The organism is uncultured Megamonas sp. (genome assembly GCF_958438645.1).
Classification (GTDB): domain Bacteria; phylum Bacillota; class Negativicutes; order Selenomonadales; family Selenomonadaceae; genus Megamonas.
Genome location: NZ_CAUBSM010000016.1, coordinates 19,056 through 37,286 on the forward strand (window position 1 = coordinate 19,056; position 18,231 = coordinate 37,286).

The 18,231-nt window shown below is 33.1% G+C and carries 15 protein-coding genes, 1 riboswitch and 1 other annotated feature; of the genes, 10 read left to right on the plus strand and 5 right to left on the minus strand.

Going from position 1 to position 18,231, the window contains the following annotated elements; genetic code table 11:
• Positions 1-104: 104 nt before the first annotated feature.
• From prfB to csaB, 4 genes are all read left to right on the plus strand, one after another.
• Positions 105-1,212, plus strand: a protein-coding gene (gene prfB, locus Q5I67_RS09645) for a peptide chain release factor 2 (RefSeq protein ID WP_296896711.1) whose coding sequence is annotated in 2 segments (ribosomal slippage) — positions 105-173 and positions 175-1,212 — 1,107 coding nt in all. Because the reading frame shifts where the segments join, the coding sequence is not laid out codon by codon here.
• A 20-nt stretch (positions 1,213-1,232) separates the two neighbouring features.
• Positions 1,233-1,922: a DUF2993 domain-containing protein gene (locus Q5I67_RS09650; protein WP_296896713.1), complete on the plus strand. Its 690-nt coding sequence runs from the start codon at positions 1,233-1,235 to the stop codon at positions 1,920-1,922.
• Between the two features lie 20 nt (positions 1,923-1,942).
• On the plus strand, positions 1,943-3,997 hold the full coding sequence (locus tag Q5I67_RS09655; RefSeq protein WP_302487187.1) for a DUF5693 family protein: 2,055 nt from the start codon (positions 1,943-1,945) through the stop codon (positions 3,995-3,997).
• Positions 3,990-5,087, plus strand: coding sequence for a polysaccharide pyruvyl transferase CsaB (csaB, locus tag Q5I67_RS09660; RefSeq protein ID WP_302487188.1), 1,098 nt, complete (start codon positions 3,990-3,992; stop codon positions 5,085-5,087). Before Q5I67_RS09655 ends, csaB begins: the two co-directional genes overlap by 8 nt.
• Before the next feature lie 44 nt (positions 5,088-5,131).
• Here the strand turns inward: csaB and dnaJ are convergent, their stop codons facing one another.
• From dnaJ to hrcA, 4 genes are all read right to left on the minus strand, one after another.
• Positions 5,132-6,286, minus strand: a complete 1,155-nt coding sequence (dnaJ, locus tag Q5I67_RS09665; protein ID WP_296899430.1) for a molecular chaperone DnaJ — start codon at positions 6,284-6,286, stop codon at positions 5,132-5,134.
• Positions 6,287-6,394: 108 nt separating this feature from the next.
• Positions 6,395-8,248 (minus strand): molecular chaperone DnaK, encoded by a 1,854-nt coding sequence (gene dnaK, locus Q5I67_RS09670; RefSeq protein WP_302487189.1) that lies wholly within the window; start codon positions 8,246-8,248, stop codon positions 6,395-6,397.
• Positions 8,249-8,343: 95 nt separating this feature from the next.
• On the minus strand, positions 8,344-8,922 hold the full coding sequence (gene grpE / locus Q5I67_RS09675) for a nucleotide exchange factor GrpE (protein WP_296899426.1): 579 nt from the start codon (positions 8,920-8,922) through the stop codon (positions 8,344-8,346).
• A gap of 39 nt (positions 8,923-8,961) precedes the next feature.
• Entirely contained in the window at positions 8,962-9,987 is a 1,026-nt protein-coding gene (gene hrcA / locus Q5I67_RS09680; RefSeq protein WP_296899424.1) for a heat-inducible transcriptional repressor HrcA, read from the minus strand.
• A gap of 251 nt (positions 9,988-10,238) precedes the next feature.
• A riboswitch (cyclic di-AMP (ydaO/yuaA leader) is annotated at positions 10,239-10,396 on the plus strand.
• A gap of 6 nt (positions 10,397-10,402) precedes the next feature.
• Between hrcA and Q5I67_RS09685 the strand changes: the two genes are divergently transcribed.
• The 3 genes from Q5I67_RS09685 to Q5I67_RS09695 all read left to right on the plus strand — a co-directional run bounded on the left by Q5I67_RS09685 (position 10,403) and on the right by Q5I67_RS09695 (position 13,163).
• Positions 10,403-11,065 carry a C40 family peptidase gene (locus Q5I67_RS09685; RefSeq protein WP_296899422.1) on the plus strand — a complete coding sequence of 221 codons (663 nt, stop codon included), beginning with the start codon at positions 10,403-10,405 and terminating at the stop codon, positions 11,063-11,065.
• 102 nt (positions 11,066-11,167) lie between these two features.
• Complete coding sequence (locus Q5I67_RS09690) at positions 11,168-12,595, plus strand: histidine kinase N-terminal domain-containing protein (RefSeq protein WP_296899421.1); 1,428 nt, start codon at positions 11,168-11,170, stop codon at positions 12,593-12,595.
• The gene (locus Q5I67_RS09695; protein WP_302487190.1) at positions 12,588-13,163 is read left to right on the plus strand and encodes an ANTAR domain-containing response regulator; all 576 of its coding nucleotides are present in this window, start codon (positions 12,588-12,590) and stop codon (positions 13,161-13,163) included. Before Q5I67_RS09690 ends, Q5I67_RS09695 begins: the two co-directional genes overlap by 8 nt.
• A gap of 66 nt (positions 13,164-13,229) precedes the next feature.
• On the opposite strand, the gene Q5I67_RS09700 is transcribed toward Q5I67_RS09695, so the two are convergent.
• A complete protein-coding gene (locus Q5I67_RS09700; RefSeq protein WP_296899670.1) occupies positions 13,230-13,604 on the minus strand; it encodes a MarR family winged helix-turn-helix transcriptional regulator in 375 nt (124 codons plus the stop codon).
• A 210-nt stretch (positions 13,605-13,814) separates the two neighbouring features.
• On the opposite strand from Q5I67_RS09700, the gene Q5I67_RS09705 reads away from it, so the two are divergent.
• From Q5I67_RS09705 to Q5I67_RS09715, 3 genes are all read left to right on the plus strand, one after another.
• Complete coding sequence (locus tag Q5I67_RS09705) at positions 13,815-14,582, plus strand: YdcF family protein (RefSeq protein WP_117585174.1); 768 nt, start codon at positions 13,815-13,817, stop codon at positions 14,580-14,582.
• Between the two features lie 39 nt (positions 14,583-14,621).
• A complete protein-coding gene (uvrC, locus tag Q5I67_RS09710) occupies positions 14,622-16,445 on the plus strand; it encodes an excinuclease ABC subunit UvrC (protein WP_302487191.1) in 1,824 nt (607 codons plus the stop codon).
• A gap of 83 nt (positions 16,446-16,528) precedes the next feature.
• Positions 16,529-16,780, plus strand: a binding site (T-box leader).
• Positions 16,781-16,946: 166 nt separating this feature from the next.
• The coding region (locus Q5I67_RS09715; RefSeq protein WP_302487192.1) for a sodium:solute symporter family protein at positions 16,947-18,231 on the plus strand (1,285 nt) is incomplete at its 3' end.

The window sequence follows — 18,231 nt, forward strand, 5'->3', positions numbered from 1 at the left end:
TATATAATGATAAGATGAGGAAAAGTTCTATTTTTAATAATAGGGCTTTTCCCTAAATTTATTTATTCTATAATGAAATAAAAGATAAAAAAGGAAGTGAAATGATGCTAGAAGATTTACACACTACGATTGTAGCGATAGAAAAAAAGCTCACTGAAATGGGGGATTCACTTTGACATCGCTCGCAAAGAAGAAAAAATTGCTGAGCTAGAATATAAAATGGGTGAACCTACTTTTTGGGATGATCCTGATCAAGCCCAAAAGATCACTCAAGAATTAAACGGTGTCAAAGCAGGTGTAGACAAATACAAAAACATTCTCCATAAATTTGAAGAAATGCAAATTTTATGGGAAATGGGCATGGAAGATAAAGATGAAACTGTTTGCGATGATGTAGAAGCAGAGATAAAAGAAATCAATGAAGCCATGGAACAGTTGGAATTAGAATTATTATTATCTGGTAAATATGATGCTAATAATGCGATTTTAACACTTCATGCAGGTGCTGGCGGTACAGAAGCACAAGATTGGACACAGATGTTACTCCGTATGTATGGTCGTTGGGCAGAACGCAATGGCTTTAGCGTGGAAACAGTAGATTTATTGCCAGGTGATGAAGCTGGAGTAAAATCTGTTACTTTGATGATTAAAGGTCATAATGCTTATGGTTATTTGAAATCTGAAAAAGGTGTTCATCGCTTAGTTAGAATTTCTCCATTTGATGCTAACTCCCGCAGACATACTTCTTTTTCTGCTTGTGATGTTATGCCGGAAATTGATGATGATGTAGAAGTAGATATCAATATGGCTGATGTACGTGTAGATACTTATCGTGCGAGTGGTGCAGGTGGTCAGCATATCAATAAAACAGATTCTGCTGTACGTATGACACATATCCCAACAGGTGTTGTAGCACAATGTCAAAGTGAACGTTCACAGTTACAAAACCGTGAACAATGTTTGCGTTTACTTCGTGCTAGACTTTTTGAACTTGAAATGGAAAAGAAAGAAAAAGAACTGGCAGCACTTGAAGGCGATCAGCAAAAAATTGAATGGGGAAGCCAGATTCGTTCCTATGTATTCCATCCATACAATTTGGTAAAAGACCATAGAACAAATACTGAAACAAGTGATACGCAAGGCGTAATGGATGGGGATATTAATAAGTTTATTGAATCTTATTTGCATGCAAAGGCTAATCATATAATTTAATAATACGAGGTATTTTTAATTTGCGAAAATTATTAATGGGTTTAATCCTTGTAGTAGTAATAGCATTGGCAGGTGCAACTTATATATTACCAACATATATAAGTAATCAAATATCTGGACGAATAGAAAGAAGTTTACAAACTGATACTGTTCGTGCTGATATAGATACATCACCTAGTTTTATGTTGTTATTTGGTCAAGTAGATAAAATAGATATTGAGGCCACAAATATAAAATTAGATAAAGTAAATTTAAATGAGTTATCTTTAAAGGGCGAAAACATAGAAATTAGCGTGCAAGATTTATTATTAGCTCGTAGATTAGTAATAAATTCAGCTGATAATTTAACGATAACAGGCTTGATTGATGAAAATAACTTAGCCCAACTATTGGCAAAAGAAGTAGATAAAATTTCTGATATAACGGTAAAGATTACACCAGATAATGTTGAAGCTACAGGTAAAGTTTCTTTCTTAGGACAAGAAGCGACTATTAATGTAAAAGGCATTGTTGTTGTAGAGGGTAAAAATTTACTTTTCCGCATTACAGATGCTAATACAGAAAATAGATTGTTTGGTAAAATTGGCATAAGTCTTACCAAAGATGTTTTCTTAGTTTCTGCAGATAAATTGCCATTAGAGGGTGCAAAATTTACTAGAGTAGAACAGCAAAATGGTCAAATACTTATTGAAGCAGGTGTCAATAAGTAATAAGTAAGGTGGAATAGAGATTGGCAAAGTTTAAATATAATCGTTTGTTAATTGTTTGTATAATAATTGGCCTAATAGCTGCTATTGTTGTAAATATTCAACGCAATAGCGTGGAAAAAGCTAATATGACAGTGGATTTAGCCATTGATTATGAAGATATGATTAAGTTGGCTCAATTAGAAGGAGTGCCTGTAGAAGAAGTATTATCCCAAGCAAAACAAGCAGGTATTTCTTCGTTAGCTGTGTATGAAACTACTTTTGAAAAGTTGAATAAAAATGGCAAGGCTATGGCTATTGCAGGTAGTTCTGTATTGGAAAATTATCATGGGGGAACTTTAAGTGATCCAGCATGGCGTACTTTAGTTCAGCAAGGTATTATAAAAGCTGATGAAGTATATGTCGTAGGGCATGATAAGCAAACATATGAAGAAGTAAAAGAAGATTTATTTAGACGTTTAGGCAAAGAGAGAGTAAATGTTCTAGATTTAGGCAATCAAGAAATATTGGCTGTAAAAGCTAATTATAGTGATTTATTAAAGATGAATTTAGGAATGCCAACTGATGAGATGAAAGCTGTTAATGATGCAGGTTTTTATGTGTTGGCTAGACCTAGTAATTACAAAAATGTAACAGATGATGATATCAATGCTGTTTTTGATCGTTTAAAAGATTTTAATATATCAGAAATAGTATTTTCTGGTTCTGAAACTTTAGGTGGATTACATCATACTGCACGTACTATTGAGTTGATGAAAGAAAGAGATATCACTCTTGGTATGATTGAACATGTTACACAATTGCAATTTTACCCTCAAGATGGATTATATGATATTGCTAGAGGATTAGATTATAAAGTTGCTAGATTATATGCTATACCAAAAGATGAACAGCCAAAATTAAAAATGGATGTAGCTGTGGAACGTTGGGCTAATACTGACGAAGAACGCAACATTCGTATAGACTTAATGCGTATTTATGAAAAACCTGAAGGTGATATGTCCTTATTAGCTACGAATATGAAGTATATTTCAGATACAAAGGCAAAACTTGAATCTAAAGGTTTTACAATTGGACCAGCTAGTCATTTTGAACCATTTTTTGGCAACAGAATATTACAAGCGATAATGCTTTTAGGTATTTGTAGTGCAGGCGTATTATATATTTCTTTAGTATATCCTAAGTTATCTGATAAAAAACAATATATTTTATTAGCTGTTTGTTTTGTAGTAACTGCCGTTCCTATTTTATTAGGAAAAGGTTCTACAGTTCGTTTGATGGCTGCTTTAGCTGCAGCAAATATTTTTCCTGCTATTGGTATGATAAGTCAATTAGATGTGATTCGCAAAAATCGTTTAATTGGCAAGTTAAAATTTGGGCCATTATTATTAAAAGCAGTGAAAGCTATTATTTGTGCAAGTATTGTTTCCATGATGGGGGCAATGTTCTTGTCGGGCATTTTATCAGATGTAGAATTTTTCTTAGAAATGAGCATTTTCCGTGGAATAAAATTGACATTTGTATTGCCAATAATCTTAGTAGCGATAGCATTTATGCAACGTTTTGATATATTTGGTGATCATTTGTTGACTCCACCGGCATTTAAAGAACAGGCTAAGCGTATATTGAATATGACTGTTTCTGTAAAAGCATTAGTTGGCTTTTTAGTAGCGATGATTGTAGCTGTTATTTTCATTGGTCGTTCTGGTCATACAGCTGGTGTTCCTGTTCCTGGTATTGAACTAAAATTGAGAGCTTTTCTAGAACAGGCTTTTTATGCAAGACCTCGTTCAAAAGAAATTTTCATTGGTCATCCAGCATTTATATTAATGATCATGGCATGGTATCGTAAATGGCCAGCAGCTATATTCTTTATTTTATCTATTGTAGCTACTATTGGGCAAGGTTCTATGGTAGAAACATTTGCTCATATGCGTACACCGGTATTTATGTCATTAATGAGAGGTTTTGATGGTGCTTTATGGGGTGCTATCATAGGCTGCGTTGTCATGGGTGCATTGTATTTATGGCAATATATTGCATCTTCTACAGATAGGAGTAAGTCTTTGAATGAATAATATTGTAATTTCTGGGTATTATGGTTCTAAAAATGCAGGCGATGAAGCTATGCTATCTGCAATGTTAGAAGTATTCTCAGAGCTTAATCCAAAACTTCATATTACAGTTATTTCATCAGACCCAGAATATACAAAAAAACGCCATAGTGTTGATGCAGTTAATTGGTTAAATGTAGTAGATATTTTAAAAGTATTAAAAAAAGCGGATTTACTCATAAGTGGTGGCGGAAGTTTGTTGCAAAATGTGACTAGTGGTCGCAGTTTATATTATTATATGGGTGTATTATTTTTGGCAAAAGTGGTTCATACGCCAATAATGTTATATGCTCAAGGCATTGGTCCTATTTATGGTAAATTCGCTAGGCGATTGATGAGATGGTTTGGCAATCACAGTGCTTTGATTACAGTTCGAGATAAAGACTCATTAAAAGAGTTGGATATGCTTAAAATTGTGAAGCCACCGATAAAAGCTACAGCAGATCCAGTATTAGCGATAAATGCAGTAGATAAAAAATCTGGTCGAGAGATTTTTAAAAAAGCTCATGTATCTGTAACTAAGCCGATAATTGGTATATCCGTACGTGAATGGCGTGATTGGCAACATTATAAAGAAGTCTTAGCAAAAGTCGCTGATGAAGCTATTACAAATTTAAATGCTCAGATAGTCTTTATGCCGATGCAATATCCAGAAGATGTAAAAGCTGCAAAGAAAATTGTAGCTAAAATGAAACAGCCGGCATGTATCTTGAAAGAAGATTTTACAACAAGAGAATTAATGTCATTGGTAGGAAATATGGATTTAATGATCGGTATTCGTCTACATGCATTGATTTTTGCAGGTGTGATGGGAACGCCTATGATCGGTATATCGTACGATCCTAAAATTGATAGGTTTTTAAAATCTATTGATGAAGAAGTAGTAGGAGATTTAGAGAATATAACAGTAGAAGCATTGATGCAAGAAATCAATGCTAAATGGAATAATAAAGAAATATATCGCAGTCAAAACTTAAAGCGAATGGCTAAATTGCGTAGTTTGGCACGTTCAAATGCAGAAATGGCTTTAGAATTTATAGACAGGAATAAATAAAAAATGACTCCTAGTAGAAAAACTATTAGGAGTCATTTTTTTATTTATTTAAATAGATTTTTTAAAGTTTTAAAGAAACTTTCTTGTTCTGGATTTGCTTTGTCGTTTTTGATACCAGCAAATTCACGAAGGAGTTCTTTTTGTTTATCTGTGAGTTTTTGTGGAGTTAAAACTTTAATGCGAACATGTTGATCTCCTCGACCAGAACCACGAAGGAATGGAATACCCTTTCCTTTTAAACGCATTATTGTACCAGATTGAATACCAGCAGGTATCTTCATTTCTACTTTACCATCAAGTGTTGGTACTTCAATTGTGTCGCCTAAGGATGCTTGTACGAAAGTGATAGGTACTTCGCAGATAATTTCAGTACCTTCACGTTTAAAGAATTTATGATCCTTTACTGTGATATATACATATAAATCACCTGTAGAACCACCACGAACACCTGCTTCACCTTCACCAGCTACACGGATACGATTTCCTGTATCTACGCCAGCAGGAATTTTAACTTCAACTTTAGAGCGAACAGATTTAACACCTTTACCATTACAATCTTTACAAGGTGTTTTGATAATTTGACCAGTACCACCGCAACGAGAGCAAGTACGTTGATTTACCATACGACCAAATGGTGTATTTTGAGTGAATTGTACTTGACCTGAACCGTGACAATCTGGGCAAGTTTCTGGATGGGTACCAGCAGCTGCACCTGTTCCATTACATGTAGAACATTTTTCTGTACGAGGAATATTGAGTTCTACAGTTTTTCCAAATGCAGCTTCTTCAAATGATAAGGATAAGTTGTAGCGTAAATCAGAGCCACGTTCAGGGCCACGACGACGAGCAGAGCCGCCACCACCATTGCCAAAGAACATGTCAAAGATATCGCCGAAACCTTCTCCACCAAAGCCACCTTGACCAAAACCGCCGAAACCGCCAAAGCCACCGCCAGCTCCACCAGTACCATCAAATGCTGCATGGCCAAATTGGTCATATTGAGCTTTTTTCTGTGGATTGGATAAAACTTCATAAGCTTCATTTACTTCTTTGAATTTTTCTTCGGCTTCTTTAGGATTATCACGATTGAGGTCAGGGTGATATTTTCGAGCCATTTTTTTATAGGCTTTTTTTATTTCTGCTTCTGTAGCATTTTTGTCAACGCCTAAGACTTCATAATAATCGCGTTTTGTACTCACTTTGCACCACCTAAACCTGAATAAAGATTTTATGCTTAATTGACATAACTCCAGCTAAGGATTAACTGGAGTTATGTGCATCAAATTTCTTATTATTAATGACTTTAATTATTTATCAGTTACATCTTTGAAATCAGCATCAACAACATTGTCGTCATCTTTTGTCTGAGTTTGCTGTTGAGCACCAGCACCTGCATTAGCACCGCCAGCTTGTTGCTGAGCCTGCTGAGCTTGTTGGTAAGCAGCTGCACTTAATTCATAAAGAGGTTTTTGTAATTCTTCCATAGCTTTTTTGATTGCTTCGATATCTGTACCTTTGAGAGCATTTTTAACGCCTTCAATGCCATCTTTTACTTTAGCTACAGTGTTAGCATCAGCTTTATCGCCTAAATCTTTGATTACTTTTTCAGCTTGGAATACTAAAGAATCAGCATTATTTCTAGTTTCTACTTCTTCTTTACGTTTTTTATCTTCAGCTTCATGAGCTTGAGCTTCTTTAACCATACGGTCGATATCTTCTTTGCTCATACCGCTATCAGATTGAATAGTGATATTTTGTTCTTTACCAGTACCGAGGTCTTTTGCAGATACATGAACGATACCGTTAGCATCAATATCGAATTTAACTTCGATCTGAGGAACTCCTCTTGGAGCTGGTGGAATATCTGTTAAATCGAAACGACCGAGAGTTTTGTTATCTGCTGCCATTTCACGTTCACCTTGAAGAACATGAATGCTAACTGCAGGCTGATTGTCAGCAGCTGTAGAGAATACTTGGCTCTTAGAAGTAGGAATAGTAGTATTTCTTTCGATGATTTTTGTGCAAATACCACCTAATGTTTCAATACCTAAGGAAAGTGGAGTTACATCAAGAAGTAATACGTCTTTAACTTCACCAGCTAAGATACCAGCTTGAATAGCTGCACCTACTGCAACGCATTCATCAGGGTTTACACCATGATTTGGTTCTTTACCAAGATATTTTCTGATAGCTTCTTGAACAGCAGGGATACGGCTAGAACCACCAACTAAGATGATTTTATCGATTTCAGAAACGGATAAGCCAGCATCAGCCATAGCTTTACGAGTTGGTTCGATTGTAGCTTCAACAAGATCGGCTGTTAATTCATCAAATTTTGCACGAGTAAGAGTTAAATCTAAGTGTTTTGGACCTGTTGCATCAGCAGTGATGAATGGTAAGTTGATATTTGTAGAAGTCATGCTGGAAAGTTCGATTTTTGCTTTTTCAGCAGCTTCGATAAGACGTTGAGCACTCATTTTATCTTGAGATAAGTCAATGCCATTGGATTTTTTGAATTCTTCTACCATCCAATTCATTACTGCGTGGTCAAAGTCATCGCCACCTAAATGAGTATTACCATTAGTGGATTTTACTTCGAATACGCCATCGCCAAGTTCGAGAATAGATACATCGAATGTACCGCCACCTAAGTCGAATACTAAGATTGTACCATCTTCACCTTTATCAAGACCATAAGCAAGAGCAGCAGCTGTTGGTTCGTTTACAATACGAAGAACATCAAGACCTGCGATTTTACCAGCATCTTTAGTAGCTTGACGCTGACTATCGTTGAAGTAAGCAGGAACAGTGATAACAGCTTGAGTTACTTTTTCACCAAGATATTTTTCTGCATCAGCTTTTAATTTCTGAAGAATCATAGCAGAAATTTCTGGTGGAGTATAAGATTTTCCATCTACGTTTACTTTATAATTAACTTCGCCCATATGACGTTTGATTGAAGCGATTGTTCTATCTGGGTTAGATACGGCTTGACGTTTTGCAAGTTGACCTACAAGACGTTCACCATCTTTTGTAAAACCTACAACTGAAGGAGTAAGTCTGCTACCTTCTGGATTTGTAATAACTGTAGGTTCGCCACCTTCCATAACAGCGACTACAGAGTTAGTAGTACCTAAGTCAATACCAATTACTTTGGACATTATAAATTCCTCCTAAAAACATCTATATATAAATATAAGTGTTAGTCAAATTGAATATTTTTATTTTATATTAATTATAGTTAAATTAGCGTTAACTAATTAGCTACAACTTTTACCATACTTGGACGAATTACTCGACCTTGTACCATATAGCCTTTTTGAAGTTCTTCTTCAATGGTATCATCTTCTTTTTCAGGGTCTTGAACACGCATTACAGCTTGATGGAAATTAGGATCAAATTTTTCACCAGTAGCTTTTATTGTTTCAAGTCCATTTTTCTTTAAAGATTCCATCAATTGGTTGTAAACCATGGAAATTCCATCATGAAGAGGAGTACCAGCAGCTCCTTCAACAGCTAAAGCTCGTTCAAAATTATCGATGATAGGTAATAAATCTTTAATTAATCCTTGAAGGATTACACCGGATAATTCTTCGCGTTCTTTTTCATTGCGACGACGGAAGTTTGCAAAATCAGCTTGCAATCTCTTGTAATGGTCTTCGCTTTGTTGTAACAACTCTTTTTGAGCTTCTAATTCTTTTTTTATTGTATCAAAAGTTGTTTCATCATTTTCTACAGCAGCCTCTTCAGTAGTTTCTTCTACTGTTTCTTTTACTTCATCGTTAGAAGTTGTTTCAGTCTGTGTAGTTTCTTTAGTTTCTTCTGGAGTAGCCATGAATCAACCACCTTCTTAAAATAGTTTAATGCTTATACATTACAAATGAAATCTATGAAAAATATCAGCAAGATTAGCATTCATAAATTTTAATAAAGAAATTATTTTACCATAATCCATACGTGTTGGACCTAAAACAGCTAATGTTGCGATAGGTTTACCATCTAAATGATATGTGGCACTGATAATACTGCAATCTTTAATATCATTATATTTATTTTCTTGACCAATAGTGACAGCCAAACCTTTATCTTTTTGTGCATGCAAAATATCATATAAAAGTTGTTTTTCTTCAAGCATAGATAAAAGTTTTTTTACTTTATCTATATTATGAAATTCAGGCTGTTCCATAAGTTCTCTAGCACCGCCTAGATAAAGACGCTCTTGCTTATCCTTAGCTAAAGCTTCATCTATAATATTAATAATGGCATTAAAAACTGTAGAATTTACAGTTTCACCACGAAATTTGCGGATTGATGCCATGCTAATATCTGATAGACGTTTGCCTTTGAGATAATGATTAAAGATACTAGCGATATTATCGAAATCTTTAAAGGAAATACCACTTGGAATATTGATTATTTTATTATCAATAAAACCAGCATCTGTCATGATAACAGCAATGACTTGATGGTCATTAAGTGGTAAAAATCTCAAATATTGAAAAGCTGTTTGTGTTAATTGTGGAGCTAAAACTAAAGATACATTTTTTGTCAATTGAGAAATAATACGTGAAGTCTCACGAAAAATTCCTTCTACAGATTGTACCTTAGTAGCATACCAATTATTGATAAGAGATATTTCATTCTCCGACATTTGTTCCAACGTTAATAGGTCATCGACATAAAAACGATAACCTTTTGATGAAGGGATGCGCCCAGATGAGGTATGGAGATGCTTGATATAACCAAGTGTCTCTAAATCTGCCATTTCATTACGAATTGTCGCAGGGCTAATTCCCAAACTATATTTCTTAGCAATTGTTCGGGAGCCTATTGGCTCTGCAGTAGATATATAGTCATCTACAATGGCTCGGAGAATGCTTTGTTTTCTTTCATCTAGCATTTCTTTCACCCCTGTTGTTAGCACTCTATAATAGTGAGTGCTAACTTCTAATTAAGAATGTATCACTATTTAGACAAAATGTCAATGTCTTTTGTTTAATTAAATAAAAAATTTCTTAAGTATAATGAAAATAGTTGAAATTAGTTTAGTTATTATATAGGAACTAAACTAAATGATAAAAATTATTGATTATAGGTTGAGGTTTTTAATAAAATAGTGTAAAATATAAATTATGAGCGTAATAAAAAAATAAAAATAGAAAGCCGAATCCAGCTCAGGAGCGGGAGAACCAATTTTTTGGGGTGAATCTAATTTGTTTTGGTAGAATTTACTGAAATTTTAGATGGATAGTCTTTCCTTCTCTGTCCTAACCCGTCAGCTAACCTCGTAGGCGATTTTGAGAGGAGTCTTTTTTTTGAGTAAAGTTGTCCGTGTTTTAGTCTTATCATTGTGTTTAATTTGTATGAGTGCTATTGCTAGTGCATCTTCTTTCCGTTTAGGCGACCAGGGTGATGAAATTGCTGAAATTCAAGCAGCTTTGGCAAGCCAAGGTTATGATGTAACAGCAGATGGTGACTTTGGTCCAGCTACACAAGCAGCTGTAGCAGCTTTCCAATCAGCTAATGGTTTGGATAATGATGGTCTAGTTGGTGCTATGACATATCAAGCATTGATGGGACGCAATATGCCTGTAGTAAGCCGTAGTTCTAATTACATTGCAAAACGTATTATTAATTCATCTTTGAATTATATCGGTGTACCATATGTGTTTGGTGGTACAACACCAAGCGGTTTTGATTGTTCTGGTTTTACACGTTATGTATTTGCTACAGCAGGTATTTCTCTTCCACGTACAGCAGATGTACAATTTGAAATGGGCACACCAGTATCTTATGATAATCTTATGCCTGGTGATTTAGTATTTTTCTCTACTTATACTTATGGAGCATCTCATGTGGGTATCTATATGGGTGATGGTAATTTTATCAACGCTTCTTCTAGCCGTGGAGTAGTTGTTGACTCTTTAAGTAGTTCTTATTGGGCATCTTGCTACATTGGAGCACGTAGAGTTTTATAATTACATAAATTAAATTAAAAACAATTTAATTTAAAGGAGACATTTTGTCTCCTTTTTTCTTTATTTGAATTAAATAATTTAGTAAGAAAGAAGTGACCGAGTATGTCTTTTTTAAATGATTGTAGAGCATATAGTAATTTATCAGCCATGAAAGCTAATTTTTTGCAGAGAATTGATACAGTACTGCCTTTAGTTGCTGACTTGGTACATGCACATGTAGCTATGTATACGTTTTCTAAAAAGAAAAATTGTTTCACAGTTATTTCTGAATATGAACCACATACAACATATAATCCTATAAAACAATCTTTGGTAGGAAAAGATATACCTAAGGTACAAGAACCATTGATCGATAGGACGATTAGACTAAAAACTAAATATGAAGGACAAAGAGAATTAGATTTTGGTAAATTTTATCAGATGTATACAGTTCCAATTATTGATGACTATGAGGTAATTGCAGTAATTTGTTTTGAAATAAATTATGAAGATACACAAACAAGAGGATTTACTCGTCTATTAAAAACAGCATTTACTATATTGCAAAACGCTCCTAAACAAGTGGATAATAAGATGTATAGAGCTATTTCTTCTCGTGATGGTATTATTATTACAGATAAGCATGAAAGAATTATTTTTGCGAATATGGTAGCTTCGAGAATTTATCACGTTTTGGGTGTCAGTAATTTATTAGGATGTCATCTGTTTGACAGACAATTGACTTTGCATATTACGAAAGAAACTATTTTGCCTAAATGTCCTTATGAAAAAGAAATAGAAGTAGGTAATTTAGTCCTTATTAGAAGAGATATTCCCATAATAGAAGCAGGTAATTTATTGACAAGAATTGTCATTTTATCTGATGTTACAGAGATTAGGAAAAAAGATAAAGAATTGATGATTAAATCTGCTGTAATACAAGAAATCCATCATCGTGTAAAAAATAATTTGCAAACTATTGCTAGTTTACTTAGATTACAAGCTAGAAGGTCAAATTCTTTGGAAGTGAAAGAAGCTCTAAAAGAAAGTGTAAATCGTATTTTGAGTATATCTGTAGTTCATGAATTTTTGTCCCAACAAGGTGATGAAAATATTGATGTAATGGAAGTTACAAAAAATATTTTAAATTTAATTCAACAAAATATGTTAGATAGTCATTTTAAATTGGATACAGAATTTATTGGAGAAACTATAATTTTGCCATCAAAACAAGCTAGTAATTTAGCTTTGATTATAAATGAATTGATATTAAATTCAATTGAACATGGATTTTCGGATAGAAATTATGGTAAAATTGGTCTTAAAATAAGTCAAAATGATGAAGCCTATATAATTGAATTATATGATAATGGTAAAGGATTGCCAGATGATTTCTCTGATTTACCTACAAAATCATTGGGTTTACAAATAGTAAGAACATTAGTAGAAGGAGATATGAATGGCTCTTTTGACTTATATAATGATAATGGGGTTCATGCCAAGATAGCTATTCCCTATAAATTTTTAATGGAGAGTGAAGTTGATGTCTAAGTTAAAAATTGTAATTGCCGATAATGAATCGATTATTCGTATGGATTTAAAAGAAATGTTAGAAGAAGCTGGGCATGAAGTCGTTGGAGAATGTTTTAATGGATTGAAAGCGATAGAATTAACACAGCGATTAAAACCAGATTTAGTAATTATGGATATAAAAATGCCTGAAATGGATGGCATAACAGCAGCAAAGAAAATTACTGATCAAAAATTAGCACCAGTTATTTTGCTTACAGCATTTAGTCAACATGATATTGTAGAGAAAGCCAAGAATTCTGGTGTTTTAGCTTATTTAGTAAAGCCTATAAAACCTAGTAATTTGTTCCCAGCAATTGAAATTGCAATGTCTAGATTTAATGAGATTAAACAGTTAGAAAGTGAATTAGATGATATTAAAAATTCATTGGAAATGAGAAAGTTATTAGATAGAGCAAAGGGCATTTTAATGGATGCATATAATCTATCTGAAAATGAAGCATATCGTCGAATACAAAAATATAGTATGGCAAAACGAAAGACAATAAAAGAAGTGGCTCAATCAATTATTCGTGCAGCTACAAAATAGTAAATAAAAAGGGCATTAACTTTTATAAGATAATGCCCTTATTTATTCTAAATTTATAAATAAAAATTAAATATCATCACTGACTTTATTTTTTATTTTTATCAATAAATCCATTAAGATTTTTTGTTCATCTTCATTAACGGCTTCTAAAACATGTCGACAATTTTGAGCTATAACATCAAACCATTCATTATATTGTTCAATAGCTAATGGTGAGAGATAGATGTATTTTTCTCGTTTATCATCACCGCTTTGGCGTATGATGAGATTTTTTTTCATAAGTTGGCGAATTGTTTTAGAAATCGCAGCAGGTTCAATATTTAAATAATTAGCAAGTGCTGTCTGTGTCATAGTACCTTGGTCGTGAATGGTTTTTAATATAGTCCATTCAGAACCATATATATTGGTACTGTATAAAGCACGATTTACACTTTTGGACATAGCACGTGTTGTTTGATATAACTGGTGAACTAATTCGTCTGTCTGTTGAATTGTTTCTAGAGAAATTTCGATAGTAATCCCCTCCTTATATACAGTTATAACAAATAATAGATATTTTTACAATGAAAATTAAAAATTAATATGGTGTTTTGTGATAATTTTGTTGGATTTATGATTTTTAGATAGTTAAGATTTAGAGGAGGCAGATATATGCTTTATTTAGTCAAGATTTTTTATGCTTTTATTATTCCCCCAGGTGGCATTATATCATTGTTAATTATGTTTAATATTTACTTATATTGGAAGAAAATAAAAGGTAAATATATTTTAACGGTGATTACTTTATTGTTTTATCTATTATCTACGAATTTTATAGCTTATCATTTAGTTAAGCCATTGGAGAATTTTTATCAAAATAAAAGTATTGAACAGTTAAAACAAGATAAAAATGATGTGATAATTATGTTAGGTGGCGGTGCAATAAATGTAGTAGATATTGATGGAGAAGGGCAAGTTTCAGGATATGTAGCTAATCGCATGATTACAGTTATGAGATTGCAAAAAGAATTGAATATTCCTATTATTTTATCTGGCGGAAAAGTGTTTGAAGATACTGGAAGAGAAGCTGATATTGAAAAGCGTATATTTGAAGGTATGGGGGTGGATAGTAAATATTTAATATTGGAAAATCAGAGCAGAAATACAGTGGAAAATGTGCAAAATAGTAAAGTTATAATGGAAGACTATAATTTTAGTAGACCATTGGTTATTACATCAGGCTTTCATTTGCCAAGAGCAATGGAAATATTTGCACGTGAAGGAATTGAAGCTACACCATATGTAGCAGATTACCAGATGAGTGATGAGCTTGTTTTTAGTATTTTTAATTTCTTACCTAATAATGGTAGTTTAAATACATCTTGTATGGCTATTCGTGAATATTTAGGTATTTTGGCTTTAAAATTAAAGATGCAATGAGTTTTAATATAAATATAATTAGATTAAAGAGAATATGAAATGATGATTAAGGAAATATTACAAGAAAAATTAAAATTATTGCCTACAAAATCAGGTGTTTATTTGATGAAAAATAAGCAAAAACAGATTATCTACGTAGGTAAAGCGATTAATTTAAAAAATCGTGTGCGACAATATTTTCAATCGAGTAGAAATCATTCAGCAAAAACAATTGCGATGGTGTCGCATATAGAAGATTTTGAAACAATAGTTACAGATAATGAATTAGAAGCATTGATTTTAGAATGTAATTTGATAAAAAAACATCATCCTAAATATAATATTATGCTTCGTGATGATAAGACTTATCCTTATTTAAAAATCACATTGAATGAAAAATATCCAAGAATAGTAACTACTCGTCGTCTTATCAAAGATGGCTCAAGATATTTTGGCCCATATACAAGTTCTACGGCAATGAAGGAGACTTTAAATTTATTGCGTAAATTATTCCCTTTGCGAACTTGTAAACATTTAGCAGATAGACCTTGTTTAGAATACCATATAAAAAGATGTTTAGCTCCTTGTGCTAATTATATTGATGAAGATAGTTATAAAGATATGGTAGATGGTGTATGTTTATTTTTGGAGGGGAAAAGTGAAGTCGTAGAGCAGGATTTGGCAAAAAAAATGCAGATAGCAGCACAGAATTTAGATTTTGAAAAGGCTGCTAGATTGAGAGACCAACTATTAGCTGTGCGTAAGATCATGGAAAAACAAAAGATATTATTAGATGAAGGCGATATAGATGCTATCGGTATCGCTAGAGCTAATTATGGAATTTGTATAGAGATATTTTTTATTCGCAATGGTAAAATGTTAGGTCGCAATCAATTTTTATTAAATGATGAAGATGATGATGAAAAAAATCTGATAACAGCTTTTTTGAAACAATATTATAATGACGCGGTGGATATTCCTAAGGAAATATTAATACCAGAAGAGATAGCAGAAATAGAATTATTGCAAGAATGGCTTTGGGCAGAAAAGAAGAAAAAGACAAAAATTTTATTGCCTAAACGTGGTGTGAAAAAAGATATTTTGACGATGGCAAGAGAAAATGCAGAAAAATATTTATTAGAGCAAGAGCAAAAATTAAAAGATATAAAGGCTCGTAGTTTAGGTGCTGTCTATGATTTACAAAAATATTTAAATTTACCTAATCCACCGATGCGTATGGAATGTTTTGATATATCACATATTCAAGGTTCAGAAACGGTTGCTTCCATGGTGGTGTTTCAAGATGGCAAGCCAGATAAAAACTCTTATCGCAGATTTAAGATAAATTCTACTGAAGGAAAACCAGATGATTTTATGTCGATGAGGGAAGTGACTACTCGCAGATATGTAGGCATTGATAAAAATGATTTACCAGATTTGATAATTATCGATGGTGGTAAAGGTCAATTGAGCTCAGCTTTGGAAATCATTCGTGGAGCAGGTCATTATAGCGTCCCTGTAGTGGGACTTGCTAAGCAATTTGAATATATTTTTACAGAATATTCATCAGAGCCTGTTATTTTGCCACGGCAATCAGATGCTTTATATCTAGTGCAAAGTATAAGAGATGAGGCACATCGCTTTGCTATTACTTATCATCGTAAACTTAGAACAAAACGCAATAAGATATCTATACTAGATAATATTTCTGGAATTGGTGCTAAACGTAGAAAAAGTTTATTTGACCACTTTGAAACGATACAAAATATAAAAAATGCTTCAGTTGATGAATTGATGGCGGTACCAGGGATTAGTGAGCAGATAGCAAAATCGATATATAATTTTTTCCGCACACATGAATTAGTGAGTAGTAAATTAAAATAAATTTACAACTATACATTTAATTTACAAGTTTACAACAAATAATCATTGACAAATATGAATTTTATTGTTATAGTAATAGACAGATAAAAACAGTGAAGAGGAAAAGTAGATTTATGAAGCTTGCAGAGAGCTATGGTTTGGTGGGACATAGTAGTGAATTAAATTGAAATACACCTTAGAGTTGCAAGGCTGAACAATTATGATAATTGGGCTTAAATTAAGTAAGTTTTGTCGGAATGCCTCCGTTATCATGGGCTAGGATATGTTAGTATCCGAAAGAGTGGCTAAAAAAGCAAATTGGGTGGTACCACGGGTTATAACAGCTCGTCCCTATATAGGGGCGAGCTTTTTTGTATGCTTTTTTAGCTATAAAAATTATGTTTAATTTATATCAGCTGATAATAATACTTAAATTTTAATGAAAAATGTGATCTTAATTTTTTAGACTGTGGGCAAATTATATATTTTTAATTTGTAACAGCATGGGAAAGGATGAAAACTATGTCTATTCAATTAATAATAGTTTGTTTATATGTAGTATTATTATTTGCAATATCTTTTTATGTAAAACGACGTGCCAATAAAAATCCAATGGAATATTTATTTGCGGGAAGAAAATTATCTACATCACTGATTGCTTTCAATGTAACAGGTCTTGCTGTAGGTGCGGCTTCTACTGTTGGTGTAGCAGAAAATGCAACGCAGGTGGGTATTGCAGCTGGTTGGTACAATGGAGCATGGGCTATTGGTGCTGTAGTCATGGGAGTTTTAGCAGCAGGAAAATATAGACAAATGGGTTGTTCTACAATACCAGAATTATTTGAACGTTATTATGATAAAAAAGGTCGTCTTATAAGTGCAATTGGTTTAGCTATTATTCTTATTTGTATTACTTCACTTCAATATGTAGCAGGTGGTGCAATTTTATCTACACTTATGCCAGATATATTTTCTATGAAAACAGGTATGATAATGAGTGCTATAGTTTTTATTGGTATTACTGTTGTAGGCGGATTGTGGTCTTCTGGTATGTCTAATATGATAAGCGTTAGTTTAATTTATTTAGGAATTTTATATTCAACTATTTCTGTCGTAGATAATAATGGTGGTCTTGTAAATATTAATAATAATTTACCTGTAGTTGATTTTTCATGGTTTAGTCCTATTGGTGGCTTAGGATTAGCTGTAGTATTGGGCTGGATTTTGATTATGATATCTCAAGCACTTACTTTGCAGGGAACTGTACAGATTGCCTGCGGTGCAAAAGATGCTAAAACAGCAAAGAAAGGATTTATTTTAGGTGGAGCATTGATTTTCCCAATTGGATTTTTGTCAGCTATTTTAGGTTTAGCAGCTAAAGTTCAATTTCCTGATATCAATCCAACTATGGCACTTCCTCAGATTATCATGAGTTTAGATCCTGTAGTTTCAGGGATAACACTTGCAGCATTATGGGCAGCAGATGTTTCCACTGCTTGTACAATATTATTAGGTGCAGGCACACTTATTTCTCAAGATATTTATAAACGTTTTATCAATCCACAAGTAACAACTGCAAAATTTTTGCAAGTAAATCGTTTAGTTATATTATTAGTAGGTCTTGCTACTTTATGGTTAGCATTTAATGCAGTGGGAATTTTAAAAACGATGATGATTGGTTTAAGTTTGACTACTGCATTCACTGTAGTATTTTTATTTACTGTTTTTGCACCAAGTCTTTGTCGTAAAAATTCAGCATTTTATACTACTGTTGTAGGTTTGATTATTGTGAGCCGCACACTTGTGA